Source organism: Hyphomonas sp., from assembly GCF_036964145.1.
Classification (GTDB): Bacteria; Pseudomonadota; Alphaproteobacteria; order Caulobacterales; family Hyphomonadaceae; genus Hyphomonas.
The window spans coordinates 261,146-287,654 of the sequence record NZ_JBALUC010000004.1 but is presented as its reverse complement, the minus strand read 5'-3'; the positions used below and the strand labels follow the sequence as shown (position 1 = coordinate 287,654).

Genomic DNA, 26,509 nt, shown 5'->3' with positions numbered 1-26,509 from the left:
ATTACGGCGCTGCCGCCAGTTGCGTCTCCAGCCCGGCCACATTCTCCAGAGCCCCTTCGGGCACCTGCTCCAAAGCCGCAGCAAGGTTGCGGGAGGCGTCCTGCGCTTCACCGAGATAAAAACCGATACTGGCAAGATGGTTTGCCATGAACGGGCCATCGCCGCTCTGATTTGACACAACCAGCGGCTTCATGCGGGCTGCCCGGCTCCAGGCCAGTTCGGCGCGATCAAACGCGGTGCTGACCGAGGGCAGACGGGCCAAACGCGGCTCGGCCGTGCGGGCCGCAGCCAGCATTTGCTGTGCCAGATGGGCCCGCGCCTTGGCGCTGTAGAAGGTTTCGATGTCGACCTTGCTGGCCGGCCATTCCACGACGTCCTGATTGACCTGGACGGACAGGTCGATCCGGTCGGCCTCCGCCCAGCTTGCAAACAGGGTCGCCTCGGCTGCGAGTTTGTCCACCTTATCCGGTGTGGCGGCAAGGTCGCGGCCAGCGCGGGAATCATAGCGGTTCAGCGCTTCGGCAGCTGCGGTCAGGCGCGGGCGCATATCTTCGCCCTCAACCCCTTTCAGCAGGCGCGCGGCGGCTTTAAGGTCTGAATCGACCTCGCCATCCTTGACCGTCAAATCCGCCAGAAGCGCGGTATGTTGGGACAAGGCATCGGCGGTCGCACTCTGCCAGGCAGGCATTGCGGTCAGGCGGGCTTGCGGGTGCCAGTTGGCCCGGTCCCCTGCCCAGCCGCCACCTTCCAGCTCGCGGGCAATCTTCACAATCGACACGCCAACTTCCGGAAGCGTCCAGTTCTGGCCGGCAACTTCAATGCTGCTGTCATCGATCCGGTTCGATGCGACTGTCATGATTGGATAGGCCGCAACCGCGCACACCACGGCGCCCACTTTCAGGAGCGTCACCGTCCGGCGCCACCAGCGCTGGGCAAACAACATGATGGGACTGGGTTCTGCGTAGTCGAACGTTACGAGATGATCGGAGCCCAGCACAGTCACGACAGGACCTTCCTCCTGGTATGCCGCGGGGAGGCGACTATCAAATGCCATTCACTCTACCCTGTATTTAATCACACACACGCGGAACCTGTTGCGCTCAGGACACTATGCCGAGGTTCCGCCAATTTTAACAGTCTATTTACTGTTAAATATATGCAAGCAACATGCCTGCCGGATAATTGTTCGGGCGAGGTGATTTCAGAACGCAAATTGAAGGCAATTCCGGCACGAAACTACGCGCCGCATGCGGCTCAGTCCCCCAGGCCGCGAATCTCTGCCTCGGTCGTCAGGGTCGATTCGGTCCCTTGGGAATCCGTCAGGGTCAGGACGAGGTCCACCGTCTCACCGATCTCGATGTCTGGGCTGACGCCGAACAGCATCAAATGGGCGCCGCCACTTTCCAGCACCAGGGGCGCATCCTCGGACACGTCAAATTGCTCAACCTTGCGCATTCTCATGACGCCGTCTTCCATGCTCATCGTGTGGAGTTCGACCGTGTTGGCAATATCAGTATCTGCGCCAACCAGCGCGATGGGTGCGCCGGTCACGGTCAGGGTCAAGCCGCCACCCGCGACATCCCGGCCCGGCGTGGGCTTCACGATATAGGCTTCGCTGACCTTGACCGCGGCCTCGCTCGTTTCAGAGGGCGGCGAACAGGCCGCAACGGCCGCAAGGCTGAGGGCTGCAACAAGGGACACGATGCGCATGAATGGTCTCCAACCGTCTGAATGCTGCCCGACAGGTAGCCTGACTGTCGCCGGGGTCAATGCAACGCGGCGCCGCAGGTACGTATCGCAGGTGAGGATCAGGCGCCCCAGAACCCGACCAGTTTGCGCACATCGTCGATGATCGGCGCGGCGATCGCATCCGCCCGCTCGGCGCCATCCTTGAGGACCGAGTCAATGAAGCCTGTATCGTCGAGGATTTCGCGATAGCGCTGCGTAATCGGCGCAAGATGGTTCACCGTCACTTCGGCCAGCGCCGGCTTGAACACGCCGAAGCCCTGCCCGCCATATTGCTTCAGCACAGCCTCAACGCTTTCACCTGCCAGCGCCGCATAGATGCCGACTAGGTTCTCGACTTCAGGACGCCCCTTCAGGCCATCCACTTCGCTCGGCATGTCGCCTTCAAGGTCCGTCTTGGCCTTCTTGATCTTCTTTGCGATCGTATCGGCATCATCCACCAGGGAAATGCGTGACAATTCCGACGGATCGGATTTCGACATCTTCTTGGTGCCGTCCTTCAGGCTCATGACACGCGCGCCCGGCCCCTTGATCAGCGGCTCCGGCAGCGGGAAGAAGTTCGGCGCATCATATTCCCGGTTGAACCGGTCGGCGATGTCACGGCTGAGTTCCAGATGCTGTTTCTGGTCCTCGCCTACCGGCACATGCGTTGCCTTGTAGGCCAGGATGTCTGCTGCCTGCAGCACCGGATAGGTGAACAGGCCCACTGAAGCGCGTTCGGCATCCTTGCCGGCCTTGTCCTTGAACTGCGTCATCCGCTCGACCCAGCCCATCCGCGCAACGCAGTTGAATATCCAAGCAAGCTCGACATGCGCCTTCACCGAGGATTGCGCATAGAGGATGGATTTCTTCGGATCGACGCCGCAGGCGAGGAAGGCCGCTGCGATCTGGCGGGTCTGGCTGACCAGAGCCCCCTTCTCAACCGGCATGGTGATCGCGTGCAGGTCCACCACGGCATACACCGCGTCCCAGCCCTCCTCCTGCAGGTCCACGAATTTCTTCAGGGCCCCCAGATAGTTGCCCAGATGGAGATTGCCGGTCGGCTGGATACCCGAGAAAATGCGCTGCGGGCCGCTATAGGATGCAGGTGTATCAGTCATGGGCTGGCGCTTTAGCGCGTTTGTCTAGCGCCGCAAAGCCTGACGAATGTCAGAAATGCGGATTGCGCCGGTCAGCAGGGCGGCAAACCCGTAAATCACACCGCCCGCCAGCACGATGGCGGCGGCTGAAACAATGCGCGAATTCCAGAGTTCGGCCCGGATCAAAGCGAGGTTTTCCAGCATGAACCAGACCGCGCCCGACATGATCGCCGTAGCGATTGCCGCCCGGACGACACCGGAGACGAGCCGTGCGCCGGGAACATACCAGCCGCGCCGCATCAGGGTCAGGGCCAGCAGCGCCGTGTTCACCCACGCCGCAATCGACGTGGCAATGGCAAGACCGATGAAGCCCGCCTGACCGTTGGACTTCATCCAGAAGAACAGGCCGGCACCGAGCGCCGTATTGATCGCGACCGAGACCAGCGCGAAGCGCATCGGCGTCCTGGTATCTTCCCGCGCGAAGAAGGCCGGCGCGAGCACCTTGATCAGCACGAAGGCGGGCACCCCCCACGCAAAATGAAACAGCGCATTGCCGGACATAGCGGCATCCGATGGCAGGAACTCGCCGCGCGTGAAGAAGGCGTCGATCAGGAAGATGGGCGCGATCATCAGCGCTGCGGCCGCCGGGAGGGTCAGCGCCATGGCGAGGCCAATGCCTTCATCCATAGTGCGGCGGCTGGAGCCGTCATCGCTCGCCCGCGCGGCCCGGCTGAGACGTGGCAAGATGGCGACACCGACGGCAACTCCGACAAGCCCCAGCGGCAACTGGTAAAGCCGGTCGGCCGCATAGAGCCAGGATTTCGCGCCGACTTCGAAACTTGCCAGCGACTGGCTGACAATGATGTTGATCTGCGTGCCCGACGCCGCAATCGTGCCGGGAATGGCGAGCTTCAGCACCTTCTTGACAGCGGGCGTCATGCGCGGCCAGCCAATCAGGCTGAGACGTACTTTCTGCCGGTTGACGCCCCACCAGAGTGCCCCCGCCTGCAGCACGCCTGCAACAAAATAGGCCATCGCCGCCGCCAGCGCCGTGCCTTTGGCATCCGGAGCCACGAAGGCGGCCGGGATCAGGGACAGGTTCAGCAAGGTCGGCGCGCCCGCTGACAGGATGAAACGTTCTGCCGAATTCAGCACACCGGACAGGAGCGCCGCCATTGCCATGAAGGTGAGATACGGCATTGTGATCCGCGTCAACAGCACCGCGAGGCCATAGCTTTCCGGATCATCCGCCTGCCCGCCATGAATCAGTAACAGGACCCACGGCATGAAAATCTGCGCAAGGATGGTCAGCGCCGCCGTCGCGGCGAACAGGACGCGGAGGGCCTCCTGCGCCACATCGCGCGCGGCTTCCATCCCTTCGGCTTCCAACGTGCGCGCATAGGTCGGCACGAAGGCCGAGGCAAAAGCCCCTTCGGCGAAGATGCGGCGGAACAGGTTCGGGAATTGCTGCGCTGTCGCCCAAGCATCTCCGATTGGCCCTGCGCCAATCTTCGCGATCAGCAGGATATCGCGCACCATGCCCAGGATACGGCTACCCAGGGTCAGGGAGGATTGCACAAGGGTATTGCGGGCGACGCTCATGCGGGAATCCCTGATCGAATTCTCAGAAACTGTCCACGGCGCGAGAGCGTCTCAATTTCCGGGCCGGCGTTTCCGGCGCATCCGGTTCATGCTGCCCCAATGCGTCGAGAAGACGGTCCTTCAGTGTCTCAATCCGGGTCTTTTCGGTCAGCTTCCGTCCGTCGGCCGTCTGGACATAGAACGCATCGAACATGCGTTCCCCATATGAGCCCACATGCGCGGAATGAATCGACAGGCCACTGTCAGCCAAGACACTGGCCACATCATACAGCAGGCCCGGCCGGTCCCGGCCGGCAATATCGACGACCGTATATTCCGTCGAGACGTCGTCCCGGATCTGAGCGGAAGGCTGCACGAGGAAAGCCGCCTGCCGACGTCCCATGCGCGAGGTGGCCAGTTCCTCGACGCGCGTTCCGCCGAGCGTGTCCATCAACGCCGTTTCAAGACGTTTCAGGCGTGTGGAATCCTTTTGGCCGAACGGCTTCTGCGAGGCATCCTGCAGGATGAAGATGTCGACAATTCGTCCGCTGCGGTTCGTGAAGACCTGCGCCGAGACGACATTGGCGCCAAGACTGGCCAGCGTGCCGGCAAGGTCAGCGAACAGGCCCGGACGGTCCTGCCCTGACACGAGCAAGGTCAGCGCGCCGCCTTCCGGCGGGAAGCGGTAGCAGACGACATTGCCGGAATCCTTGAGGGCGGTCGCATGCCAGGTCAGGTCTGGCACGTCGAAGCCCGTCCAGTAGGCGGTTTCCATTTCCAGCAAGACCGGCGGGATTTCTCCCAGATCCTCGATCAGCGCTTCGCGGCGGGCTTCGGCGCGACCTTCGAGATGGGCTTGCACGCCGGCTTCGTCCGCCCGGCCACCACGCAGGGCCGCAGCCGTATTGTGGTAGAGGTCGGCCATTAGCTGTCCCTTCCACGCATTCCACACGCCGGGGCCAACGGCGCGAATATCCGCCGCCGTCAGGATATAGAGCAGTCGTAGCCGCTCGAGCGAACCAACGAGGTTGGCAAACTGCGTCACCGTGCGCGGATCGGAAATATCCCGCTTCTGCGCTGTCTCGCTGAGTTCCAGATGATTGCCCACAAGCCACGCAACCAGATCCGTTTCGTCCTCTGGCAGCCCCAGACGCTGGCAGGCGCGGGTGGCGGTCTTCATGCCTTCGATCTGCTGGTCGCCTCTGCCCTTGCCGGTGTCATGCAACAGCATGGCGAGGTAAAGCGCGCGGCGATTCTCGATCAATGGGAAGATTTCGCTGGCCAGGGGGACGCGCTCCCCGTTGACCTGCTCCATTTCCGCAATGGCCTCGACGGCGCGAATTGTATGCTCATCCACCGTATAATGATGATACATGTTGAACTGCGTCTGCGCGACGATGCCGCCGAATTCCGGAATGGCCTTGCCGAGCACCCCTGCCTCGTTCATGCGGCGAAGGATCAGCGCCGGATCCCGGCCACCCAGGATCGCATCCAGGATCAGCTTTCGGGCATCGTCCGTATTCCGAATACTTTCGTTCAGCGCCCTCAGGTTTCGGGTGATCGCCGACAGGGCGTCCGGATGAATGTCCTTGCTCTCGCGCCGCGCAATGATGAACAGCCGCAGCATATTCAGCGGATCGTCCTTCATCACGGCCTCGGATGTGATACTCACCCGCCCGGCATCAATGACAAATCCCTCGTCTTCCAACGCCTGCGGAGTCTTCTGCGGCAACAGCCGGCGGAATCCTTCCGGTTTCTTCTTCTGCTCGGCTTCCAGCTTTGCCGCGATGATCCGCGTCAATGCGCCGACATCCTTGGCCACGAGGAAATAGCGCTTCATGAACCTCTCGACGCCCAACTGGCCGGTCCGGTCACGATAGCCCATGCGGGCCGCAATTTCGGACTGCAGGTCAAAGCTAAGCCGTTCTTCGGCCCGACCGGTCACGAAATGCAGATGGCAGCGCACTGTCCAGAGGAATTTGGCCGATCGGATGAAAGAGCCATACTCGCTACGCGTGAACGGCCCGCCCTGCATCACGTCTTCCAAGGTGTGGCCCCCATAGATATGTTTGACGATCCAGTAGAGCGTCTGCAGGTCGCGCAGGCCGCCCTTCCCTTCCTTGATGTTCGGCTCCACCACGTAGCGGGCATCGCCTTGGCGCGCATGACGTGCATTACGCTCTGCCAGCTTGTCAGCGATGAAGTCGGCATCCTTGCCGTCGACCGCATCCTTCTTGAACTTGGTCAGCATCTCGGCCGACAAGGCCTGGTCGCCACAGATGAAGCGCGCATCCAGCAGGGACGTCTTGATGGTCACATCCTCGGCCGCCAGCTTGACGCACTCGGCCGGGGTGCGGAACGCGTTGCCCACTTTCAGCCCCATGTCCCACAACGCATAGAGCATGTATTCGATGACGCTCTCGGTATGCGGGGAGGCCTTGTAGGCGCGCAGGAACAGCAGATCGGTGTCGGAGGACGGCGCCATCACGCCGCGGCCATATCCGCCGGTTGCGATGATGGCGAGGCGCTCTGCTTCCGTGGGGTTGCGCGCGCGGTGCACATGCGTGGTGGTGAAATCATACAGCGCGTGGATCACTTCGTCCTGAACCGCCGCGATCAGCCGCGCCGTGTCCAGCCCGTCAGCGCCCTGTTGCAGGCGCTCTTGCGCGATCATGCGGCCCCGGAACATGGCGCCGTGCAGATGATCCAGCGCCGCCTTCCGCATCGCTTGGGCATCCCCCAGATTATCCAGCGCCGCAGCGGTCAGCTTCACCCGCAGCGCGCGGCCATCAATGATGTTTGAAATGCGCCATTTGCCGGGCCGGCGGCTCGGCCGGTTGCGGGATTCAACAAGAGTGGGTTCTTGCGGCGGCTGGACGGGGGAATCTGTGCTCATTACCTGCCTGTATAGCAGCTCCCTCTCCCGCGCCTATGCTGTCATAGCGGGATTGAGACAGGAGAGACCGGAAACTGCGCCTATTTCCGGCATTTCACCCGGCATATTGCCGTTCAAGCCCCGATCTTGACCGGCAGGACACGCGACTTCTTGACGACGCCATAGGCAAAACTGGTCTCGACAGACGAAATGCCGGGCAATTTCTGGAAGGTCTTCCGCACCAGTTCCTCATATTCGTCGAGGCTGCTCGTTACGACCCGCAGTTGGTAATCCGACCCGCCTGCCATCAGGTAGCAATCCAGGATCTCTGGCGTATCATTCACGATCTTCTCGAATTTCTGGATCGTGTCCTCGGTATGGATCGACAGGCGGATGCGCACAAAACAGGTAATTGGATAGCCGCAGGCCTTCTGGTCGATCGTGGCGCAATAGCCCTTTATGATCCCGGCTTTCTCGAGATTCCGAACCCGGCGCAGGCAAGGTGATGGCGACAGGCCGACCTTTTCCGCCAGATCCTGATTGGTCAGGCGGCCATCCTCTTGTAAGGCGCGCACAATCTTAGCATCAATCTTATCCATATAACCCCCAGTTGGTTATTTCTGCCAATTCTCATTCTGAGATTGGCATTAATTGACAGCACATGTCCCAAATGTGCTGCTACTCTACCCGAACAGATCAGGAGACTTCCCCCGATGACTCACAAACCTGTTCGCTCCCACGGACCCACAACGCGCGCCATCCACCATGGCTACGCACCTGCAAATCATTCGCACGCACTTACTCCGCCCGTGCACATGACGTCTACCTTCGTTTTCCCTGATACTGCAACAGGTTCAGAACTTTTTGCGGGGGAAACCGAAGGTCATATTTATTCCCGCATCTCCAATCCGACCCTTGCCCTGCTCGAGTCCCGGATCGCCAATCTCGAGGGCGCTGAAGCGGGTTTGGCGACAGCCAGTGGTATGGGCGCCATCTCCGCAACGCTCTGGACCCTGGTAAAACCCGGCGACGAGATCATAACGGACAAGACGCTGTATGGCTGCACATTTGCGTTCATGCGCGACGGCCTTTCACGCTTCGGCGTAAAGGTCACCCATGTCGACCTGCGCGATCCGGCCAATTTGCGCGAAGCGCTCAGCGAGCAGACCCGGATCGTCTATTTCGAAACCTCAGCCAATCCGAACATGCGACTGGTCGACATTGCCGCTGTCTCAGCGATCGCGAAACAGGCCGGTGCGTTGACGGTGGTCGACAACACCTATGCCTCCCCCTTGCTGACTCGGCCCATCGAGCTTGGCGCGGATTTCGTGCTTCATTCGGCCACGAAATATCTCGGCGGGCACGGCGATCTCGTGGCAGGGGTCGTGTGCGGCCCGGCTGACCTGATTCATGAAATCCGGATGATCGGGGTCAAGGACATGACCGGCTCTGTGATGGCTCCGCTGACGGCGATGCTGGTGATGCGCGGCCTGAAAACGCTCCAGCTACGCATGGCGCGCCATTGCGAGAGTGGGCTGACTGTCGCTGAATGGCTGGAAGCTCATCCCGCCGTCTCGGAAGTCCATTATCCTGGCCTGCCAAGCCATCCACAGCATGAACTCGCTCGCCGGCAGATGAGTGCATTCGGCGGCATGATTGCCTTCGAACTGAAAGGGGGCTTTGACGCGGGGACGGCCATGATGGACAGGCTCACCCTGATCCAGCGCGCTGTCAGCCTCGGCGACGCGGAATCCCTGATCCAGCATCCGGCCAGCATGACCCACTCAACCTATTCGCAGGAAGAACGTCTGGAGCACGGCATCAGCGACGGTCTGGTCCGGCTTTCCGTCGGGTTGGAAGATGTCGAGGACATCCTCGCAGACCTCGACGCGGCCCTTGGCTAGCCCCGACTTACCACATCATGCTCGCCTCCAAACCAGAGCGGCGAATTCGCAAGGTCGATGAATTTCTTCTCGTCCTCCAGCAATTCTGCGCCGGCTTTCACCGCCGCTTCGCTGGTATTCGCGGCCAAGGCTGCCTCGCTTTCGAACCAGAGTTCAGCAACGCCATCATAGGCGTCGGGACCACCTCGCGAACCTTGCATGGCCCCGCTTAGTGCATCATGCCCTGTATGGCATTGCACATAGCGGAGGATACCCAGCGTTTCGGCATGTTTCGCGACCAGCGGGGCATGCTGCTCCCGCCAGTAGCGCTGGAACGCCCCACGGCTCAAATGGGGCAAGCGGCGCAGGCAAAAGGTCAGCTTGATCAAAGCAGATCCCCCCCCGCTGCGGCCGCGGTCGTGCCGTCCTTCCGGAACGCGCGAATGACATTCTTGCCGGTGATCCATTTGTGCACTTCGTCCGGCCCATCTACGAGGCGTTGGGACCGGATATGCGTGTACCAGGCCGCCAGGGGCGTATCGAGCGAATAGCCAAGTGCGCCATGCAACTGGATTGCCGTATCGACCACCTTGTGGACCATGTTTGCGAGGAAGACCTTGGCGATACCGTTTTCCTGCCGCAGGTCCATGCCATTCTCGGCCTTGTAGGCAATATGCATCAGCATCAGCCGGGCAATGTAAAGTTGGCTCGCACATTCCGCCAGCATGAACTGGACACCTTGCCGGTCTTCCAGCGGCTTGCCAAAGGTCTCACGGCTCGTGACGTGTTCCGTGGCCAGATCAAGTGCGCGCTGAGCCATTGCCACATTGTGCATGCCGTGACGCAGACGACCATAGGCCAGGCGATGCTGCCCCATGGAGAATCCGCCCCCTTCCCCGCCAAGCAGGTTTTCTTCCGGCACGACGAGGTTCTCGATCTTTACTTCAGCATGGCCGCCGCCCATTTCTTCATAATGGGCCCCGTGCACCGCCATGGTCGGGATATCCCGGATGATCTTGTAGCCGGGATTGGGCAGCTCAACGATGAAGGTCGAGAATTGCTGGTGACGTGGTGCGTCCGGATTGGTCTTGGCCATGACGACCGCAATATCGGCGGCGGAGGCGGCACTGGAAAACCATTTCTCGCCATTCAGGACGTAATTGCCCTTCCCGTCCTTTTCTGCGCGCGTCTGCATGCCGGTGGCATCCGCGCCGGCGGCCTTCTCCGTCATGGAATAGCAAATGCGCTTTTCGCCATTCAGCAGCGGCTTCAGGTATTTCTCTTTCTGGAAATCGGTGCCATGCGCCAGCAGGGTCAGCATGGTTGCATCGTCCGGTCCCTGCGAGTTCATCGACAGCGCGCCGAGATGGCTCTGGCCAAGCTCCATCTGGACCAGCGCATTGGCCAGCGGCCCAAGTCCCATCCCCCCATGCTCGATGGGAATAAAGGGCAACCAGAGCCCCTGCGCCCGCGCCTTCTTGCGCAGCTCAGGTAGTACGTCCTTGAACGCCCGACCGCTCGCCATTTCCTGTTCGGCGGGAATGCATTCTTCCTGCACCCATTTGCGCACCCGCTCGCGGATTTCTTTTGCCTCTTCCGGTATCGTAAAATCGATGGCCATCTTTTCGCTCCCTCTTGTTTTCCAGAGAGGCTAGAGCGGAAGCCGAATTCTGCACAGACTGACTTCGCGTCAGGCGGGACTATTCGTAATCGACCTTTTCCAGGTAGAGCCCATCCGGCGGGGAGATCGGCCCGCAGGCCGTCCGTTCGGCGGCGGCCAGAATGTCCGCAATCCAGCCAACCGGCTGCTTGCCCCGGCCGACATCCACAAGACTGCCCACGATGGAGCGAACCTGTCGGTGCAGGAAACTCCTCGACCGGCACGTCACCTCGACCCGGTCACCATAGCGCGAAACGGAAATCGCGTTGAGCGTCTTTACCGGCGACTTGGCCTGACAATCTGTATCGCGGAAGGTCGTGAAATCGTGCGTTCCAACAAGGGTCTGCGCCGCAGCGTGCATCTTGTCGGCATCCAGCCTGGAGGAGATCCGCCAGGCTTGGCCGTCGTCCAACGTCAGATGCGCCCGGCGATTGATGATGATGAAGCGATAATGCCGCTCAGTTGCGCTGAACCGGGCGTGGAAATTCTCGTCCACTTTTTCGGCCTTCAGCACGGCGATCGAATGCGGACGCAGATGGAAATTCATCGCGTCCGCAACCTTGGTTCCGCGATCCGTTTGCAAATCCATGTGCGCGACCTGTCCCGTCGCGTGAACGCCGCTATCGGTGCGCCCGGCGCCATGCACCTCAACGGGCGCGCCATCGAGCTTTGCGGCTGCTTCTTCCAGGGCGCCCTGCACAGTCGGGATTCCGGGCAGGCGCTGCCAGCCCTGATACGGGCCACCATTGTATTCGAGGAGGAGTCTGTAACGCGGCATTCAGCGGCCCTAGCCAAAGGCCGCCGGATAGGTCAACCGGCCGGATGTCGGTGCCGCCGGATCAAGACGCAGCGCCATGAAGGCATCACCGGACCATTTGCACTCGAATGGCTGGGCAAGATCGGCGGAAAACCCAAATCGGGGATAGTATTCGGGGTGGCCAAGCACGAAGACGAGTTGCTCCCCCGCCCCTTCCAGCGCCATAAGGCCCATCTGGATCAGGCCGCTGCCGATACCGGTCTTCTGGAAATCGGGATGCACTGACATCGGCCCGAGACCGACAGCTACGGGCTCATCATCCAGCAGCATGCGGAAAAACTGAATATGGCCGGCAATGGTCTTGTCATCGCTCGCCACGAGGGAGAGCACGCTCTCACTGCTCTTGGCGAGATCCCGAACGATGCGGCCCTCAGCCTTGCCGCCAAAGGCAAGATCATTCAGCGCAACGATCTCGTCGAGATCTTCTTCGCGGGCGGGGCGAATCCAGAAACTCATCAGCCAAGCACCGTATCCGGAGCAATCGCCTGCCCCTGCAGGAATTGGTCTGCATCCATTGGCTTTCCCCCTGGCTTTTGCAGACGGAGGATACGCACAGCGCCGCCATCGCCGCAAGCGACCAGCAGGCGGTCATCCAGAACCATGCCGGCCGGCGCAGTGGTTTCCCAACCGGAGCGACGGCACATCAGCAATTTCAGGCGCACCGGCTCGTCCTTGCCCGGCGGCGTCCAGTAGCACCACGCCCCCGGGAACGGCGACAGACCCCTGATATGGCAGTCGACCTCTCGCGCAGGCCGCGACCAATCGACCTTCTGGTCATCCGGGCCAAGCTTGGCGGCATAAGTCATCCCCTCTTCCGTCTGCGGAACAGGGGTCAGGCTGCCATCGGCGAGGCCTTCAAGCGCTCGGGGCGCGAGCTCTGCGGCGAGCGCGGCCAGCCGATCATGCACGCTACCGGCGGTATCTTCTTCGGTGATCTGCGTGCGCGCCGAGGCAAGCACCGGCCCGGTATCAAGCCCGGCTTCCATCATCATCGCATCGACGCCGGTTTCCGTGTCCCCCGCCATGATGGCCCGCTGGATTGGCGCAGCGCCCCGCCAACGCGGCAGGATCGACGCATGCATGTTGAGACAGCCAAGGCGCGGTGCATCGAGAACGGCCTGCGGCAGGATCAACCCATAGGCCACGACCACAGCCGCATCGAGATCCAGCGCCGCAAACGCCTCCTGCTCCGGCAATTTCTTCAGGGATTTGGGCGTGCGCACTTCGATACCCCTGGCCTCTGCGAAGGCATGCACGGGCGTGGGTGTCAGTTTCTTGCCACGTCCAGCCGGGCGTGGCGGCTGCGAATAGACACAGACAATCTCGTGCCCGGCCGCGATCAACGCACCCAGCACACCGGTGGCGATATCCGGGCTACCCATGAAGGCAAGGCGAAGGGGTTTGGTCATCGTGCCGGGAATAGTCGGTTCGGGGTCATTTTGGAAGCAACGTTTCGCAAGCGCCTCAGCGCAGTGCGCCCGTCATGCTGAATGGGGTGAGCCCATTGCCGCCTACACTGATCACGATCAGGGCAGCGAGGAAAAAAGCGGCGGTCCAACGGACCCAGGGACGCGCGAAGAAGCTGCCGCGCTTCTTCATGACGATCAGGCCGACTCGCGTGCGTGCAGGCGCTTGGCCTTCTTCACCTTGTCGATCGCCCGCTGGCGCTTCAGGCGCGACAGATGGTCGATGAACAGCGTGCCTTCCAGATGATCCATCTCATGCTGGATGCAAACCGCATACATGCCGGTTGCAACTTCATCGACTTTGAAGCCGTCATAGTCGAGGTAGCGGACGTGGCACTCGGTCGGACGTTCGACTTCATCGAAAATGTCCGGCACCGACAGGCAGCCCTCTTCATAAGGCGCCATGTCCTCAGTCAGAGGCAGGATTTCCGGGTTCACGAAATAGCGCGGCTGGGGCTCTTCCCCCTCTTTTGCGAGATCCATCACGATCACGCGCAGCGGCACGCCGATCTGAATCGCGGCCAAGCCAATACCCGGCGCGTCATACATGGTTTCCAGCATGTCATCCATGAGCGCGCGAATCTCGTCGGTGACGCCGCCCTCGACGGGCTTCGACACTTCCTTCAGACGCGGGTCCGGGACGGTGAGGATTTCTCTGATAGCCATGAGTTTCAGATATGCACGGAGGGGCCTCTGGTCAACACTTGGCCGTCATTCGGCCGCGACGGCCTTTTTGGAATCCCCGAAGTCCAGTTCGCCTGTATCTTCGGGAACATTGGCCCGATTTTCGATCTGCTTGGGTTCTGCCAGCGCCTTGGCTGGCGGCGCAATCTCCATGTCTTCGAATTTGCGGAGGGTCGGCAGGACCCGCTTGTCAAACGATCCCATCGCGGAATTGAAATGGTCCACCGAGCCGTTCAGCGATTTTCCGAGCTTTTCAATATGGCCCAGCATCACCCCCATGCGGCTATAGAGTTCCGCGCCAAGCTCGGCGGCTGCCATCGCATTCTCGTTCTGGTGATGCTGGCGCCAGAGATGGGCCACCGTCCGGGCCAGCGCGATCAGCGTGGTCGGCGTTGTCACGATCACCTGACGGCTCATCGCTTTTTCGATCAGGTCCGGGGAATGCTCCAGTGCGGCCGCGAAGAAATTTTCTCCGGGAATGAACATCGCAATGTAATCAAACCGGTTGCCGAGATTGGACTGGTAGTCCTTGGAGGCCAGCGTGTTCACATGCCGCTGGACGCTGGTCGCATGCGCCTTCAGATGGACGACCTTCTGGGCCGGATCCTCGGCTTCTACCGCCGCCATATAGGAGGCGAGCGAGACCTTGGAATCGATCACGATCTGGCGGTCACCTGGAAGACGGATGATCGCATCCGGCCGCTGGCGTCCCTCTTCCGTCTGGTCGTGCACCTGTTCGGAAAAATCGCAATGTCCCGACAGGCCCGCCTGCTCCATGACGTTTCTCAGGGTCATCTCGCCCCAGCGCCCGCCGCCCTTCGGCGCGGTCAGCGCGTTGACCAGCTTTCCGGTCTCCTGCGTGTTACGGTGCAGGCTTTCCCCGATCGCCTTGACCTGTTCCGACAGCAGCGACTTGTCTTCGGTGCGGACTTTCTCGATGTCATCCACCCGTTTCTTGAAGGCATCGAAATTCTCGCCAATCGGCTTCATCAACTCCTTCAGGTGGCCCTGTGCGCCTTCCTTGTGCTTCTCAAACGTCTCATTGGCGAGCTGCAGGAATTGCGCATTTGCGCGTTGCAGAACGCCCTGCGCCATTTCTCCGAACTTGCGTTCATCCTCGGCGCTGCGGGCGCGGGCTTCAGCCAATTCCAGCTCTGCCTTGCGCGAGACCTCTTCCAGCGTGCGGATACGCTGTTTCGCCTCGACCAGTTCATCGGTCGCGCGCTCAAGGTCCAGCGTCAGCCGCTCCGCCTTCGCGCCGGACTTGCTGGCAAGCCACCAGGCCGTACCTGCCAAAGCAAGGGCTAGGAGGAACAGAACAAGGTGCACGACGTCAAAGCCGGCCCCGCCGATAATGATGATTGGGTCCATACGGGCATCCTCGCACGATTCTGCTCAGAACATATAAGGAACATGCTGCGATGTCTATCAAGCGCGATCATTTCAGCGTCCGCTTGACTTCCCGCCCAGGCTGAGCCCCTTTCTACCGGGATGCAAAGGGGAGGATCGAATGCGCTTGGTTTTGCTGAGTGCGGTGTGGGCGCTCACGGCGTGCGCCTCTGCGCCTGTGCCCTCGGTTGACTCAGCCTCGCCGCCAGAGGGCACGATCACCTACCTGCCCCCCCTCGTGGAAATCACCCTGGTCACCGCCTCCGGTCTCCGAGAGCCGCAATCGGAGCAAACTGAAACAGCGCGACTTAATCTTGCCGATGCCTTGGCGAGCGCCGTACCAGCAGAAGCCCTGGACTCCAGCGATCTGGCGCGAGCGCATGCTGAAGCGCTGGCCCAGAAGCTGGACACGCAGCCTGATCCCCCGGCGCCTGCGCGCGAGACTCCGGCCGAACTTATTGCGGTGATCCGGGTGGAATATGATCTGGAAAGCTCCGCCAGCCGGCTCGTCCAGGGCGGGCTTGGCCTCATGTTCGGGGGTATCCCGGGACCAGATGGCATTGACCAGACGGCCCAAATCGCCCTCTTCGACCCAGCGACCGGCGATCTGGTCTGGTCCCATGCGACAGAAGCACCTGACCCGCGTGATCCGAAAGCTGCAAAACGCCTGATAAACAAGCTGATCGCCGCTTCAGCGCCGAATCCAGGTTTCTGACACTGTTTTCGGCTTGAGGAATCACGCATGCGTGGCATGGGACTTGCTGATTTGCATTCCGACATGTTTGACGCGCACGAAGCCCCCATGAGGTCGCCGAATTGAATATCGACATATGCGTCTGCACCTATCGCAGGCCCTCAATTGAGGACACGTTGCGATCCCTTGACCGGCAGGCCCTGCCGGAAGGTGTGGCGGCGCGTGCGATTGTCATCGACAATGACGAAACCCCATCGGCGTGTGACCGGGTCGAAGCGATCGCGCAAACCCTGTCGATTCCTGTCAAATACCTCCATGCTCCGGCCAACAATATCTCGATCGCGCGCAATGCCGGTCTCGATGCGGCCACAGCCGAATGGATCGCCTTCATCGATGATGATGAAGTGGCCGACACCGATTGGCTCGCTTCCCTGCTCCAGATGGGGCGCGTAAATGAGTTGGACGCCGTGTTTGGGCCGGCGATCGCGGTCTATCCCGATACTGCACCCGACTGGATGCGCCAGCAGGATTATCACTCGAACATGCCCACGCGCCGCGGCGGCGTGGTTCAGACCGGCCATACCTGCAACGCCCTGATGCGCGCGAGTTCCCCGATTGTGAAAGGCCAGCGTTTCCTGCTTGAAAAAGGAAAGACCGGCGGAGAAGACACCGAATTCTTCTTCCGGCTCTGGTATGCCGGTGCGAAATTCGACATCAGCGAAGCGGCCATCGTGCATGAAGCGGTCGACCCGAAACGGCTCGACGCAAGCTGGATTCGTCAACGCAAATTCCGCTCAGGGATGAGTTATGGCTACCACTCTCTCACGACACGCAATTCGGTCACGCTGGGCATTACGATGCTCGCCTCATTGAGTAAGATCATCTTCTGCTACGCCATGGCGGCCGTGTTCGTCTGGTCCGAGAAAAAGCGGAATTTCTGGGTGATGCGAGCAATGTTCCATCGCGGCTGCCTGGCCTCGGCCTTCAGCACAAGAGAACCTGAACTCTACTGATCCGCCTTAGAAAGGCAGCTTGAAGCCCGGTAGCATGCCGCCGCCCAAGCCTTGGGTCGCTTCCTTCATGGCCGCTTCCATCGCCTCATCAAGGCGCTTTCGGGCATCCGAATGCGCGGCCTTGATGAGGTCCTCCACGATCTCCTGATCATCGCCCATCAGGGATGGGTCAATCCTGACACTGACCATATCGCCCTTGCCCTTCAGGCGCACGGACACAAGCCCAGCCCCGGCGACGCCTTCAGCCTCGGTCGATTCGATCTTTTCCTGCGCTTCCTGCATCTTGGCCTGCATCTGCTGGGCCTGTTGCATGATCTTGCCAAGGTCTTTCATGGGAAGCGGGCCTCCTTCAGGCCGATCGTCTGGAATTCAGGTCTATGACATTGCCGTCGCTCGCCGGCGGCTCGGTTACATCAACAATGGTAATGCCGGGAATGCTCTTCAAGGCATCCGCGACAGCCGGATGGGCGGCCGCAGAGGCAAACAATTCCTCCCGTGTGCGGATTTCCGTCTGGCGCATGGTCTCGGCATTGGTGCGAATCTGCTCGACCACCCAATCGTCGCCCGTGTCGCGCTCAAGGAACGCCTTGAGCCTGGCAAGCAGATCGTTAGGGGCATTGTCTTCGAGTTCGCATGAGAAATAGCCGTAGCGCACAGGACCTGGCCGAACGTATCGCTCCAACTCGACCTGCAAGTTCACTTCCCTGTGCTCACCCAGATAGGCGACGATTTGGGCAAAGCTCTCCAGCCCGCCGGCGGGAGACGGGGCCATGCCATGTTGCTCAGGCTTTCCCGGCGCACCGCCTGACTCGGCGATCATGCGCGCAGCCTCCTCCGGTGACGGAAGGTTCGCTGCTGCCGCAAGGCGCAGGATGATCATGTTTAGCGCGGTCGCCGTGTCCGGCGCCGTCTGGAGGTCGTTAAAGCCCGACAGGAGAATTTGCCAATACCGCGCAGCCTGCGCCGCGGTCAGCTTCTGCGCCATGGCCAGTGTGCGTTCGGTCCATTCGGCGGGCCCGGCAGACTGGAACTCGCCGCCAGTCGCCTGCGCCACGGAGACATCGGCGCAGACGTCCATCAGGTCTTTCAGGATGACCGCCGGATCAGCGCCCGCATGGATCTGGTCTTTCACCTCGGCCAGTGCCTCTGAAGCACTGCCAGAGATGGCTTTCTCGAACGCATCCAGCAGGCGCGCACGATCGCCAAGACCCAGCATGTCCCGCACGGCCGCACCGGTGACTTCCTCGCCGTCCATGGTCTGCACGATGGCCTGGTCGAGAATGGAGAGGCCGTCGCGGACGGAACCTTCGGCCGCGCGAGCAATCAAAGCGAGCCCCTCTTCGGAGACTTTCGCCCCCTCATTCGTGGCGACCCGGCCGAGGTGCTCGGACAAATTCACGGCATCGAGCCGTTTCAGGTCGAACCGCTGGCAGCGCGACAGGACCGTGATCGGCACTTTGCGGATCTCGGTCGTCGCGAAGATGAACTTCACATGCGGGGGCGGCTCTTCCAGCGTTTTCAGCAGCGCGTTGAACGCGGCCGTCGACAGCATGTGAACCTCATCGATGATATAGACCTTGTGACGGGCCGAGACCGGGGCGTAGCGTGCCCCGTCCAGCAGGTCGCGCATGTCGGCAACCCCGGTGCGGCTGGCGGCGTCAAGTTCCAACACGTCCGGATGGCGGCTCGCCATGATGGCATCGCAATGCTCGCCCTTCGGGTCGAGCCGGATCGACGGGCCGTCATGATCGTCTGACTGATAGTTCAGGGCCCTCGCCAGCAGGCGGGCGGTGGTCGTCTTGCCGACCCCGCGCACACCGGTCAGCATGAAAGCATGCGCTACGCGGCCCGTCTCGAACGCATTGGAAAGCGTGCGGACCATGGCCTCCTGGCCGATCAGGTCCTCAAAGCGGCGCGGGCGGTATTTGCGCGCGAGCACCTGGTATTCAGCCGATTTCGGGGCCTCATCCTCCCCGAACATCGAGAAGGTCTGGTCATCACGTTCTTCGGGGAGTTCGGAATCGCTCATCAGCCGGGACTTTAACGACTCATGCGGCCCGGCCGCAATGGGGCGGGCTCATCTCATTTGCCCACAACAGGATCAGGCCTCAAGCAACCGGGCCCGCAGCCGCTCCTGCGCGGCCTCATCCACACCCAGCACATCCACCAGATAGGCATCGACGGTGCCGTGCTTGTCATGGATCACGTTGAAGGCGGTATCGAGATAGCGCAAACGCACGCCGAGGAATGGGCGGAACACTTCCGGTTCATACGCCTTGCCGACCTGTTCATTGAAGAAGGCGGCTGCCTGCGGCAGGAATTCGTCGACCTTCACGGCTGTATTCGTCAGCTCATAGTCGGCCCGGAGGTCGGCTTCCTCGACCCCCAACACATGATGCGTCAGCGCGCAGAGAATGCCCGTCCGGTCCTTGCCAGCCGCGCAATTCACGAGCCCGGCGGCGTCGTCTTCCAGTCCGGCCAGATGCTCGAACCAGCCCGAGAACAATTCGGCATGGTGGGCCTTGAAGGGCGCCAGCGCGTAATAATCATTCATCCAGTCGTCCGCCTTCTGGGCGTCGGCCTCGACCTTCTTCAGGAATTGCGCGTGCGGGGCTTCATGCTCGCGGCCGCCATCATGAGTCAGCGTGTTGGGCGCCGACCAGCGCGCCACATTGCGCTCGCGCTCATCCGGGCGGCGGAGATCTGCCTGCAAATGGATGCCAAGCGCACCCAGCGCGGCCAGATCCTCCTCGGTGGCCTCGGCATAATGGCCCGACCGGAACAACCGCCCGCGCTTCACCTGCCCGCCATGCCGGGAAGCATAGCCACCGAAATCCCGGAAATTCCGGACGCCCTGAAGAGTATGGATTCTGTCTGTCATGGTCTGCGAGGTACCGCGCCCGGCCGCGCACGTCCAGATGGGCGTCGGGGAAGGTTTTGTGACCCTCATCACGCACGGACAGCCTTTGCCCTCACAATCTGCCGTTAACAGAGGGTGAAAATTCATCGGAACCGCCAGCGCGCGAGCCGGTTGAATTCATAGACACTCACACGAAAGAGGCCCCCATGACCGACACCGTTCAGAACCAGTACGAAATGCGCGACCCCCGTGCGCAATATCCCAAGCCCCCCTTCCCGAAACAACCCCAGGAGAAGCCCGGCTTTGACCACAAGATGGAGCCGAAGGCCGATCATGGCGAAGACAGCTACAAAGGCTTCGGCCGCCTGAAGGGCCGCAAGGCGCTGATCACCGGCGGCGATTCCGGCATAGGCCGCGCGGTTGCCATCGCCTATGCCCGCGAAGGGGCAGAAATCTGCATCAACTACCTGCCGGAAGAGAAAGAAGACGCCGACTGGGTCTGCGATCTGCTGGAGGGCGAAGGCCATACTGTCCACCGGATGCCCGGCAATCTGACCGACAAGGAATTCTGCAACAGCCTTATCAAGGATGCCCACGAGAAGATGGGCGGACTCGACATCCTCGTGAACAATGCCGGTAAGCAGATACGCCAGCCCGGCATCGAGGACATTTCCGACGAGCAGTTCGACGAGACGATGAAAACCAATGTCTATGCCATGTTCTGGTTGTCCAAGGCCGCGCTGCCGCTGATGCCCCCGGGCGCGGCGATCATCAACGTCACTTCAAACCAGGGCTTCAGCCCAGCGCCGTACCTGCTCGACTACGCGACAACCAAATTCGCCATTCGCGGCTTTACAGAAGCCTTGGCACAAGGCGCTCTGGACCGTGGGGTTCGCGTCAATGGTGTTGCCCCTGGCCCATTCTGGACCCCGCTGCAGCCGTCCGGCGGCCAGACGCAGGAGAAAGTGCAGGAATTCGGCAAGGCCACGCCCATGGGCCGCCCCGGCCAGCCCGCCGAGTTGGCGCCAACCTTCGTGTTCCTTGCATCACAGGAATCCAGCTATGTCAGCGGCGAAATCATAGGAGTTACCGGCGGTAAGCCGATCAGCTGATTGATACGCATCAACGAAATAACGCTACCTTGCCTCTTATTGACGGGAACCTTGGCCCGTCTGCGGAGTTCAAGCTGATCTATATCATGAAGGAGTCTATCCATGATGAAATTCCGTTCCGCCCTCCTCGCTGGTTGTTTTGCCGCCACTACTGCCCTCGGCCTCAGCGCCTGCTCGTCCCTCCCGGACGAAGTGGACCGCGCCCAGATTGACGCCGGCAGCCGCGCCGCGCTGAACAAATTGGTCAGTGAGAATGCTGCCGCCCGGGCAATCAACCACCAGTCCCGCGCCGTGCTCGTCTTCCCGTCCATGGTGAAGGCCGGACTTGGTCTCGGTGGCGCCTATGGTGAGGGTGAACTGATCCGCAATGGCGCGACAGTTGATTACTACAATTCCATGACCGGCTCCTGGGGCCTTCAAGCTGGCGCTCAGTCCTATGGCTACGCCGTCTTCCTGATGAATGACGATGCCGTAGAGTATTTGTCAGAATCCGATGGCTGGGAAATCGGCGTAGGCCCGACCGTTGTGCTGGTCAATGCCGGCATGGCGGAGAACCTCTCGACGTCCACGCTGAAAGAAGATGCCTACGCCTTTGTGTTCGACCAGAAAGGCCTGATGGCTGGCGTCAGCATCGAAGGTACCAAGATCACCAAAATGGACTAACCAAGCTTGGGCTCAGGTGAGCCAGGGTGAAGGCGCAGGGTTCCGGTTCATCGGACCCTGCGCCTTTTTTCTGCCTGAGAGGTCCAGCCTACCTGAAGGGTGGCTCATCAAAGGCGCGCAGTTTGCGGCTATGCAGCTTGGCGCCCTTGTCAGCGGAAAGCCGTTCCAGCGTCTCGATCCCGATACGAATGTGCTCGCCAATGGCCCGCTCGTAAAAGCGGTTGGCGGCGCCTGGCAGCTTGATCTCACCATGCAGCGGTTTGTCCGACACGCACAGCAGGACGCCATACGGCACACGCAGACGAAACCCATTCGCCGCGATGGTCGCGCTTTCCATATCAATGGCAATTGCTCGGGATTTGTTGAACCGGCGCGCCGTGGCCGAGAAACGCAGCTCCCAGTTCCGGTCATCCGTGGTCACGACGGTACCCGTCCGAAGCCGCCGCTTCAGCTGCTTCTCATTCTCCCCTGTCACAGTCGCGGCTGCCTCCTGCAGGGCGACCTGAACTTCCGCGATCGGCGGCACGGGGATTTCCGGCGGCAGCACGGAATCCAGCACGTGATCCTCGCGGAGATAGGCGTGCGCCAGAACATAATCGCCAATCGCCTGGCTATGGCGCAGACCGCCGCAATGCCCGACCATCAGCCAGACTTCCGGGCGAAGCACGGCCAGATGATCCGTGATCGTCTTTGCATTTGAAGGCCCCACGCCAATGTTCACCAGCGTGATGCCGCCGCCATTCGGGGCGCGCAAATGATAGGCCGGCATCTGGAAACGCCGCCAGGGGGAGGCATCAATTTCCGCCCGCGTCGTATCGGTCGGCTCCGACACTTCCAGGCCGCCCGGAACAGACAATGACGTATAGTGATTGTCTTCCGTCAGCTTCTGCAACGCCCAGTCACAGAATGCGTCGACATAGCGATGATAGTTCGTGAACAGCACATAATGCTGGAAATGCTCGACGGGCGTACCGCAATAATGCTGCAACCGCTTCAGGGAGAAGTCGACGCGTTGCGCATCGAACAGCGCAAGCGGGTGCGTCTCATATGGCTCGTAGAGTTCGCCATCGGCCACTTCGTCGCCAATATCGGCAAGGTTCGGGCTTGGGAAGTGTCGCGCCAGTTCGGCCGGCGAAATCTCCTCCAGGCCACTCGCCTGCCCCTGCTCCCAGACATAGGCATAGGGAATTTCGGAATCCGACTGCTCGACATACACGTCGATGTCATAATCGCGCATCAGCAGGGCAAGCTGTTCGGTCAGGTAGTCGCGGAAGAAGTCTGGCCGGGTGATCGTGGAAACATATGTTCCCGCCTCGGACATCTTTCCGAAGGCCCGTGAAATCGGCGGAGGTGGCCCGTCCGGATTATAGACCAGCCGGATTTGCGGATAGCAGAAAGCCCCGGATTCCCGCAAATTCGGTGATGGCGGGGTACCTGAGTGCAGGAAAATGTCCAAAGCTGAGGACAGGGCAGAAACGGCCTCGGAATAGAGTTTCTCAAGCGCGTCAATTACGTGTTCGGGTGTGTTCAATTTCGACATGGCGTCAAATGGCGGGAATGCGACCTTCTGTCAATCTGCGGGGCTCTGCGGGTCACACATGACAAACAAATGAGCATCGTTCGCATAGGCTTCGTGCAATCCCGGTGCGCAAGGCAGCCATGACTTTCTGCCGTGCAGGTTTCACTTGAGGTATGCGCGAATATGCGTTTTTGTTGCAGTGCAACATGAAACGTCAATCCCGCGCGGAAGGCCATGACGCTTCGGCGTCACTGTGGGGAGAACAAAAGAATGACGTTGCATGGGGCGGGAGGAGTTTCCTGTCGGCACACGCCGACGCTAACTCTGAAGGTAGTTTTGACATGAAAAAGTTCATCATCCCGGTCCTGATGGCCGCCGCAACCATCGTTCCTGCTGCAGCGACTGCAGAAGGCACTCCAATCACTGTAGAAATTGCCTACGACAAGGCTTTGCTGGCCTCCGATGCCGGCGCGGCTGTCGTGCTCGAATCCATTGACGCACAGACCCGAGCAGCCTGCTCAACACGCATGCCGGTCACGAACCAGCCATATGTTGACCGGTCATGCGCCAAGGACCTCACAAAGGCCGCTCTGAAGAAAATTCTGGAAGAGCAGGAAGTTGCGAACCGTCCAACTGCGCCTGTTTTTGCGCGCCAGGTTACCACCCTCGTCGCTGACGCGGGACAACGCTAGACCTTTTCCTCCCGGAATAGCGTTGGAGGGGCTGCCCAGGGCCACGGGCAGCCCCTCATTCGTTCTGGGTTCGGCCCCGTTCTGGACCCGTCCGCCCTTCCCCTTTCCCGGATTAAACCCGCGCAATCATGGATCGCTCGCCCGCCTCACGCATTGGTTTCTTACTGGTGGGGCTTTCACCATGACAGGGAGGTATCCATGTCAAACGATGCAACATTGAGTTCAAATCCGCTGATCAGTTCAGATCGGGTTGAAGGCACCAGTGTCTACAACATGGCTGGCGACAAGATCGGTCATATCGACAGCCTCATGTTGGACAAACGCGGCGGCAAGGTCGCCTATGCGGTCATGTCCTTTGGGGGCTTTCTCGGGATCGGGGAAGAATATCATCCCCTTCCCTGGCAATCGCTCGATTATGACGAATCCAAGGAAGGCTATGTCGTGGACCTCGACGAGGATCAGCTGCGCGGAGCCCCGACGCTCAAGCGCACCGAATACGACCGTTTGCGTGACGACGCCTATGGCCGCAGCGTCTATTCCTATTATGGCGCCATACCGTACTGGTATTGATCAATAAGGTAGACCGCAAAGAACAAGGCGCGCTATCCCAGTCAGGGTAGCGCGCCTTGCTATGCATGGATTCGGTGACGCCTAGCTTGTGGTCGCATCTACCAGCTTGCGCTGGTCAAATTTCGACCATACGCCGTCGTCGCCATGCCAGTCGCCGCTGGTTGCGCCCTTGGAATACTCCGTGGCGCGCTGCTCGAAGAAGTTCGCGTGCTCAACCCCGTTCAGGATTTCCGTCAGCCACGGGATTGGGTGCTTGGTTACACCGAAGACAGGCTCCAGCTTCAGCTGGCTCAGGCGCCAGTCAGCGATGTAGCGAATGTACTGCTTGATGTCGTCAGCGGTCATCCCTTCGACCGGGCCCATCTCGAAGGCCAGTTCGATGAACTTGTCCTCAAGGGCCACGACAGTGCGGCAGCACTCGCGGATCCGTTCGCGCAGCGCATCATTCATGACGCCGGTTTCGGCGCAGAAGGTGTGGAACAGCTTAATCATGCCTTCGCAGTGCAGCGACTCATCGCGTACCGACCAGGACACGATCTGGCCCATGCCCTTCATCTTGTTGAAGCGCGGGAAGTTCATCAACATGGCAAAGCTGGCAAACAGCTGCAGGCCTTCGGTGAACCCGCCGAACACGGCCATGGAGACGGCAATGTCTTCATTCGTCTCGGTGCCGAACTGGCCGAGATAGTCATGCTTGGCGGCCATCTCCTCATATTCCATGAAGGCCGAGAATTCCGAATCGGGCATGCCGATCGTTTCGAGCAACAGGGCATAGGCCGCGATGTGGATCGTCTCCATGTTGGAGAACGAGGCCAGCATCATCGACACTTCGGTCGGTTTGAACAGGGGCATGTAATGCTCCATGTAGTTCGCACCGACTTCCACGTCAGACTGGGTGAAGAAGCGGAAGATCTGGGTCAGCAGATTGCGCTCGGAATCATTGAGCTTCACCGCCCAATCCTTGCAATCCTCGCCGAGGGGCACTTCTTCCGGCATCCAGTGCACCTGCTGCTGGACCTTCCAGAAGTCATACGCCCACGGGTAACGGAAGGGCTTGTACGCCCGGCTCGCGGTCAAAAGTCCGGGCACATTGGAATTTCCGTCAGCCATCAGGGCCTCCTACGTCATTTACTGCGTTTTCTGGAACAATCTACACCATATATAGTGCCTCATTGAGGCTCTTGCCGCAAGATGTTTGACTGCGGCAAAGCGTACTTGTTCACAGGCTTGCCCACAGTTTTGGCATATTTCCCGCTTAGGGGTGGCGCCGTCCGGATTAGTGCAGAATGATCAGCACATTCCGGGCGCCTAAGCGTTCCATCCCCGCCTTGCGAGACAAGATATCTATGCGTTTCTTCAGTGTCATTCTTTTTGCCGTGGTTTCGGCCTTTGCATGCGCTGCGCCCGCCAGCGCAAAAGTGGTGCGGGATGTCATCTATGCCGAAGCGCCGGGCCTTGATCCGGGCGATGTGCGCGCGGATATCTACATTCCCGAGGATGCCGAAGGCGCGCCCATGATCATCATGATGCATGGCGGCGCGTGGACCTTCGGCAACAAGCAGAATGCGCTGGGCATGTTCCAGTCAGATTATTTCACCGATCAGGGATTCGTTTTCGTCGCCATCAATTACCGTCTTGCGCCCGGCCATCCCTTCCCCGCTCAGGAAGAAGATGCCGCCGCCGCCATCGCCTATTTCCATGAACATGCGGAAGAGTTTGGCGCCGACCCGGACAAGATCTTCCTGATGGGACATTCGGCCGGCGCGCACATGGCGGCGCTCGTCGCCATTGATCCTGACTATCTGGACGCCTTCGACCTGACACCAGCGGTCATCAAGGGCGTCGTCGCGATGGACAGCGCTGCCTACAATCTGGCCCGCACCGGGCATGACGGCGACATCCCCGACTTCTACCACCCGACCTTCACCAGCGACGATCAGGACGTCTGGGCGGCCGCCTCCCCAACCTTGCAGGTCGAGAAAAGCACCGAGATTCCGCCCTTCCTGCTGCTCTATGTGAACCGCGCCGTCGCGCCCAGCCGGGCCAAGGAACTGGCTGAAGCGCTCAACAGCGCCGGGCACAAGGCCGAAGCGCGCCTCGTCAAGAATCGCGACCACAAGAGCCTGAACGAGCGCCTCGGTGCAAAGGGAGACAAGGCCGCACCAATGATCGCAGACTTTTTCCGCGACCAGCTGGACAACTAGCT

At 60.6% G+C, this 26,509-nt stretch carries 26 protein-coding genes; 8 read left to right on the top strand and 18 right to left on the bottom strand.

Annotated elements, in window-relative coordinates; all coding sequences use genetic code 11:
• Position 1: 1 nt before the first annotated feature.
• The 6 genes from V7660_RS13510 to V7660_RS13485 form a co-directional block, all read right to left on the bottom strand.
• A complete protein-coding gene (locus V7660_RS13510) occupies positions 2–1,054 on the bottom strand; it encodes a hypothetical protein (RefSeq protein WP_335603577.1) in 1,053 nt (350 codons plus the stop codon).
• A gap of 200 nt (positions 1,055–1,254) precedes the next feature.
• Positions 1,255–1,710 carry a copper chaperone PCu(A)C gene (locus V7660_RS13505; RefSeq protein WP_335603576.1) on the bottom strand — a complete coding sequence of 152 codons (456 nt, stop codon included), beginning with the start codon at positions 1,708–1,710 and terminating at the stop codon, positions 1,255–1,257.
• Between the two features lie 98 nt (positions 1,711–1,808).
• Positions 1,809–2,846, bottom strand: coding sequence for a tryptophan--tRNA ligase (trpS, locus tag V7660_RS13500; RefSeq protein WP_335603575.1), 1,038 nt, complete (start codon positions 2,844–2,846; stop codon positions 1,809–1,811).
• A gap of 24 nt (positions 2,847–2,870) precedes the next feature.
• Positions 2,871–4,427: a murein biosynthesis integral membrane protein MurJ gene (gene murJ / locus V7660_RS13495; protein WP_335603574.1), complete on the bottom strand. Its 1,557-nt coding sequence runs from the start codon at positions 4,425–4,427 to the stop codon at positions 2,871–2,873.
• 22 nt (positions 4,428–4,449) lie between these two features.
• Positions 4,450–7,302, bottom strand: coding sequence for a [protein-PII] uridylyltransferase (locus V7660_RS13490; RefSeq protein WP_335603573.1), 2,853 nt, complete (start codon positions 7,300–7,302; stop codon positions 4,450–4,452).
• A gap of 113 nt (positions 7,303–7,415) precedes the next feature.
• A complete protein-coding gene (locus V7660_RS13485) occupies positions 7,416–7,880 on the bottom strand; it encodes an Lrp/AsnC family transcriptional regulator (protein WP_335603572.1) in 465 nt (154 codons plus the stop codon).
• A gap of 114 nt (positions 7,881–7,994) precedes the next feature.
• On the opposite strand from V7660_RS13485, the gene V7660_RS13480 reads away from it, so the two are divergent.
• Positions 7,995–9,185 carry a methionine gamma-lyase gene (locus tag V7660_RS13480; RefSeq protein ID WP_335603571.1) on the top strand — a complete coding sequence of 397 codons (1,191 nt, stop codon included), beginning with the start codon at positions 7,995–7,997 and terminating at the stop codon, positions 9,183–9,185.
• Here the strand turns inward: V7660_RS13480 and V7660_RS13475 are convergent.
• From V7660_RS13475 to rmuC, 7 genes are all read right to left on the bottom strand, one after another.
• A complete protein-coding gene (locus tag V7660_RS13475; RefSeq protein ID WP_335603570.1) occupies positions 9,182–9,553 on the bottom strand; it encodes an EthD domain-containing protein in 372 nt (123 codons plus the stop codon). The two genes, V7660_RS13480 and V7660_RS13475, sit on opposite strands and share 4 nt — an antisense overlap.
• The gene (locus V7660_RS13470) at positions 9,550–10,785 is read right to left on the bottom strand and encodes an acyl-CoA dehydrogenase family protein (RefSeq protein WP_335603569.1); all 1,236 of its coding nucleotides are present in this window, start codon (positions 10,783–10,785) and stop codon (positions 9,550–9,552) included. The genes V7660_RS13475 and V7660_RS13470 overlap by 4 nt, the downstream gene beginning before the upstream one ends.
• A 79-nt stretch (positions 10,786–10,864) precedes the next feature.
• Positions 10,865–11,602, bottom strand: coding sequence for a tRNA pseudouridine(38-40) synthase TruA (gene truA, locus V7660_RS13465; RefSeq protein WP_335603568.1), 738 nt, complete (start codon positions 11,600–11,602; stop codon positions 10,865–10,867).
• 9 nt (positions 11,603–11,611) lie between these two features.
• On the bottom strand, positions 11,612–12,097 hold the full coding sequence (locus V7660_RS13460) for a GNAT family N-acetyltransferase (RefSeq protein ID WP_335603567.1): 486 nt from the start codon (positions 12,095–12,097) through the stop codon (positions 11,612–11,614).
• Positions 12,097–13,050 carry a methionyl-tRNA formyltransferase gene (gene fmt / locus V7660_RS13455; RefSeq protein WP_335603566.1) on the bottom strand — a complete coding sequence of 318 codons (954 nt, stop codon included), beginning with the start codon at positions 13,048–13,050 and terminating at the stop codon, positions 12,097–12,099. Before fmt ends, V7660_RS13460 begins: the two co-directional genes overlap by 1 nt.
• Positions 13,051–13,245: 195 nt before the next feature.
• Complete coding sequence (gene def / locus V7660_RS13450) at positions 13,246–13,773, bottom strand: peptide deformylase (RefSeq protein WP_335603565.1); 528 nt, start codon at positions 13,771–13,773, stop codon at positions 13,246–13,248.
• Positions 13,774–13,818: 45 nt separating this feature from the next.
• Complete coding sequence (rmuC, locus tag V7660_RS13445) at positions 13,819–15,162, bottom strand: DNA recombination protein RmuC (protein ID WP_335603564.1); 1,344 nt, start codon at positions 15,160–15,162, stop codon at positions 13,819–13,821.
• A 139-nt stretch (positions 15,163–15,301) separates the two neighbouring features.
• Here rmuC and V7660_RS13440 point away from each other — a divergent pair, with 139 nt between their 5' ends.
• Positions 15,302–15,895: a hypothetical protein gene (locus V7660_RS13440; protein WP_335603563.1), complete on the top strand. Its 594-nt coding sequence runs from the start codon at positions 15,302–15,304 to the stop codon at positions 15,893–15,895.
• A 101-nt stretch (positions 15,896–15,996) separates the two neighbouring features.
• Positions 15,997–16,887 (top strand): glycosyltransferase family 2 protein, encoded by an 891-nt coding sequence (locus V7660_RS13435; RefSeq protein ID WP_335603562.1) that lies wholly within the window; start codon positions 15,997–15,999, stop codon positions 16,885–16,887.
• Positions 16,888–16,893: 6 nt separating this feature from the next.
• On the opposite strand, the gene V7660_RS13430 is transcribed toward V7660_RS13435, so the two are convergent.
• The 3 genes from V7660_RS13430 to V7660_RS13420 all read right to left on the bottom strand — a co-directional run bounded on the left by V7660_RS13430 (position 16,894) and on the right by V7660_RS13420 (position 19,768).
• Complete coding sequence (locus V7660_RS13430) at positions 16,894–17,220, bottom strand: YbaB/EbfC family nucleoid-associated protein (RefSeq protein ID WP_335603561.1); 327 nt, start codon at positions 17,218–17,220, stop codon at positions 16,894–16,896.
• 16 nt (positions 17,221–17,236) lie between these two features.
• Complete coding sequence (locus V7660_RS13425) at positions 17,237–18,916, bottom strand: DNA polymerase III subunit gamma/tau (RefSeq protein WP_335603560.1); 1,680 nt, start codon at positions 18,914–18,916, stop codon at positions 17,237–17,239.
• A gap of 72 nt (positions 18,917–18,988) precedes the next feature.
• Entirely contained in the window at positions 18,989–19,768 is a 780-nt protein-coding gene (locus tag V7660_RS13420; RefSeq protein ID WP_335603559.1) for a tyrosine-protein phosphatase, read from the bottom strand.
• 185 nt (positions 19,769–19,953) lie between these two features.
• On the opposite strand from V7660_RS13420, the gene V7660_RS13415 reads away from it, so the two are divergent.
• Positions 19,954–20,859: an SDR family oxidoreductase gene (locus tag V7660_RS13415; RefSeq protein ID WP_335603558.1), complete on the top strand. Its 906-nt coding sequence runs from the start codon at positions 19,954–19,956 to the stop codon at positions 20,857–20,859.
• 102 nt (positions 20,860–20,961) lie between these two features.
• Positions 20,962–21,522: a YSC84-related protein gene (locus V7660_RS13410; protein WP_335603557.1), complete on the top strand. Its 561-nt coding sequence runs from the start codon at positions 20,962–20,964 to the stop codon at positions 21,520–21,522.
• Positions 21,523–21,610: 88 nt separating this feature from the next.
• Here V7660_RS13410 and V7660_RS13405 read toward each other — a convergent pair whose 3' ends face one another.
• Positions 21,611–23,062: an AMP nucleosidase gene (locus V7660_RS13405; RefSeq protein ID WP_335603556.1), complete on the bottom strand. Its 1,452-nt coding sequence runs from the start codon at positions 23,060–23,062 to the stop codon at positions 21,611–21,613.
• A gap of 152 nt (positions 23,063–23,214) precedes the next feature.
• Between V7660_RS13405 and V7660_RS13400 the strand changes: the two genes are divergently transcribed.
• Positions 23,215–23,733, top strand: coding sequence for a UrcA family protein (locus V7660_RS13400; RefSeq protein ID WP_335603555.1), 519 nt, complete (start codon positions 23,215–23,217; stop codon positions 23,731–23,733).
• A gap of 198 nt (positions 23,734–23,931) precedes the next feature.
• Entirely contained in the window at positions 23,932–24,303 is a 372-nt protein-coding gene (locus V7660_RS13395) for a PRC-barrel domain-containing protein (protein ID WP_335603554.1), read from the top strand.
• Positions 24,304–24,384: 81 nt separating this feature from the next.
• Here the strand turns inward: V7660_RS13395 and V7660_RS13390 are convergent, their stop codons facing one another.
• Positions 24,385–25,413 carry a ribonucleotide-diphosphate reductase subunit beta gene (locus V7660_RS13390; RefSeq protein WP_335603553.1) on the bottom strand — a complete coding sequence of 343 codons (1,029 nt, stop codon included), beginning with the start codon at positions 25,411–25,413 and terminating at the stop codon, positions 24,385–24,387.
• A gap of 236 nt (positions 25,414–25,649) precedes the next feature.
• Between V7660_RS13390 and V7660_RS13385 the strand changes: the two genes are divergently transcribed.
• Positions 25,650–26,507, top strand: coding sequence for an alpha/beta hydrolase (locus V7660_RS13385; protein ID WP_335603552.1), 858 nt, complete (start codon positions 25,650–25,652; stop codon positions 26,505–26,507).
• Positions 26,508–26,509 lie beyond the last annotated feature (2 nt).

What these genes read in the sequence shown, in the direction of transcription:
- V7660_RS13510 (WP_335603577.1), bottom strand. Translation starts at nt 1,054, where the DNA reads ATGGCATTTGATAGTCGCCTCCCCGCGGCATACCAGGAGGAAGGTCCT.
- V7660_RS13505 (WP_335603576.1), bottom strand. Translation starts at nt 1,710, where the DNA reads ATGCGCATCGTGTCCCTTGTTGCAGCCCTCAGCCTTGCGGCCGTTGCG.
- trpS (WP_335603575.1), bottom strand. Translation starts at nt 2,846, where the DNA reads ATGACTGATACACCTGCATCCTATAGCGGCCCGCAGCGCATTTTCTCG.
- murJ (WP_335603574.1), bottom strand. Translation starts at nt 4,427, where the DNA reads ATGAGCGTCGCCCGCAATACCCTTGTGCAATCCTCCCTGACCCTGGGT.
- V7660_RS13490 (WP_335603573.1), bottom strand. Translation starts at nt 7,302, where the DNA reads ATGAGCACAGATTCCCCCGTCCAGCCGCCGCAAGAACCCACTCTTGTT.
- V7660_RS13485 (WP_335603572.1), bottom strand. Translation starts at nt 7,880, where the DNA reads ATGGATAAGATTGATGCTAAGATTGTGCGCGCCTTACAAGAGGATGGC.
- V7660_RS13480 (WP_335603571.1), top strand. Translation starts at nt 7,995, where the DNA reads ATGACTCACAAACCTGTTCGCTCCCACGGACCCACAACGCGCGCCATC.
- V7660_RS13470 (WP_335603569.1), bottom strand. Translation starts at nt 10,785, where the DNA reads ATGGCCATCGATTTTACGATACCGGAAGAGGCAAAAGAAATCCGCGAG.
- truA (WP_335603568.1), bottom strand. Translation starts at nt 11,602, where the DNA reads ATGCCGCGTTACAGACTCCTCCTCGAATACAATGGTGGCCCGTATCAG.
- V7660_RS13460 (WP_335603567.1), bottom strand. Translation starts at nt 12,097, where the DNA reads ATGAGTTTCTGGATTCGCCCCGCCCGCGAAGAAGATCTCGACGAGATC.
- fmt (WP_335603566.1), bottom strand. Translation starts at nt 13,050, where the DNA reads ATGACCAAACCCCTTCGCCTTGCCTTCATGGGTAGCCCGGATATCGCC.
- def (WP_335603565.1), bottom strand. Translation starts at nt 13,773, where the DNA reads ATGGCTATCAGAGAAATCCTCACCGTCCCGGACCCGCGTCTGAAGGAA.
- rmuC (WP_335603564.1), bottom strand. Translation starts at nt 15,162, where the DNA reads ATGGACCCAATCATCATTATCGGCGGGGCCGGCTTTGACGTCGTGCAC.
- V7660_RS13440 (WP_335603563.1), top strand. Translation starts at nt 15,302, where the DNA reads ATGCGCTTGGTTTTGCTGAGTGCGGTGTGGGCGCTCACGGCGTGCGCC.
- V7660_RS13430 (WP_335603561.1), bottom strand. Translation starts at nt 17,220, where the DNA reads ATGAAAGACCTTGGCAAGATCATGCAACAGGCCCAGCAGATGCAGGCC.
- V7660_RS13425 (WP_335603560.1), bottom strand. Translation starts at nt 18,916, where the DNA reads ATGAGCGATTCCGAACTCCCCGAAGAACGTGATGACCAGACCTTCTCG.
- V7660_RS13420 (WP_335603559.1), bottom strand. Translation starts at nt 19,768, where the DNA reads ATGACAGACAGAATCCATACTCTTCAGGGCGTCCGGAATTTCCGGGAT.
- V7660_RS13415 (WP_335603558.1), top strand. Translation starts at nt 19,954, where the DNA reads ATGACCGACACCGTTCAGAACCAGTACGAAATGCGCGACCCCCGTGCG.
- V7660_RS13410 (WP_335603557.1), top strand. Translation starts at nt 20,962, where the DNA reads ATGATGAAATTCCGTTCCGCCCTCCTCGCTGGTTGTTTTGCCGCCACT.
- V7660_RS13405 (WP_335603556.1), bottom strand. Translation starts at nt 23,062, where the DNA reads ATGTCGAAATTGAACACACCCGAACACGTAATTGACGCGCTTGAGAAA.
- V7660_RS13400 (WP_335603555.1), top strand. Translation starts at nt 23,215, where the DNA reads ATGCGCGAATATGCGTTTTTGTTGCAGTGCAACATGAAACGTCAATCC.
- V7660_RS13395 (WP_335603554.1), top strand. Translation starts at nt 23,932, where the DNA reads ATGTCAAACGATGCAACATTGAGTTCAAATCCGCTGATCAGTTCAGAT.
- V7660_RS13390 (WP_335603553.1), bottom strand. Translation starts at nt 25,413, where the DNA reads ATGGCTGACGGAAATTCCAATGTGCCCGGACTTTTGACCGCGAGCCGG.
- V7660_RS13385 (WP_335603552.1), top strand. Translation starts at nt 25,650, where the DNA reads ATGCGTTTCTTCAGTGTCATTCTTTTTGCCGTGGTTTCGGCCTTTGCA.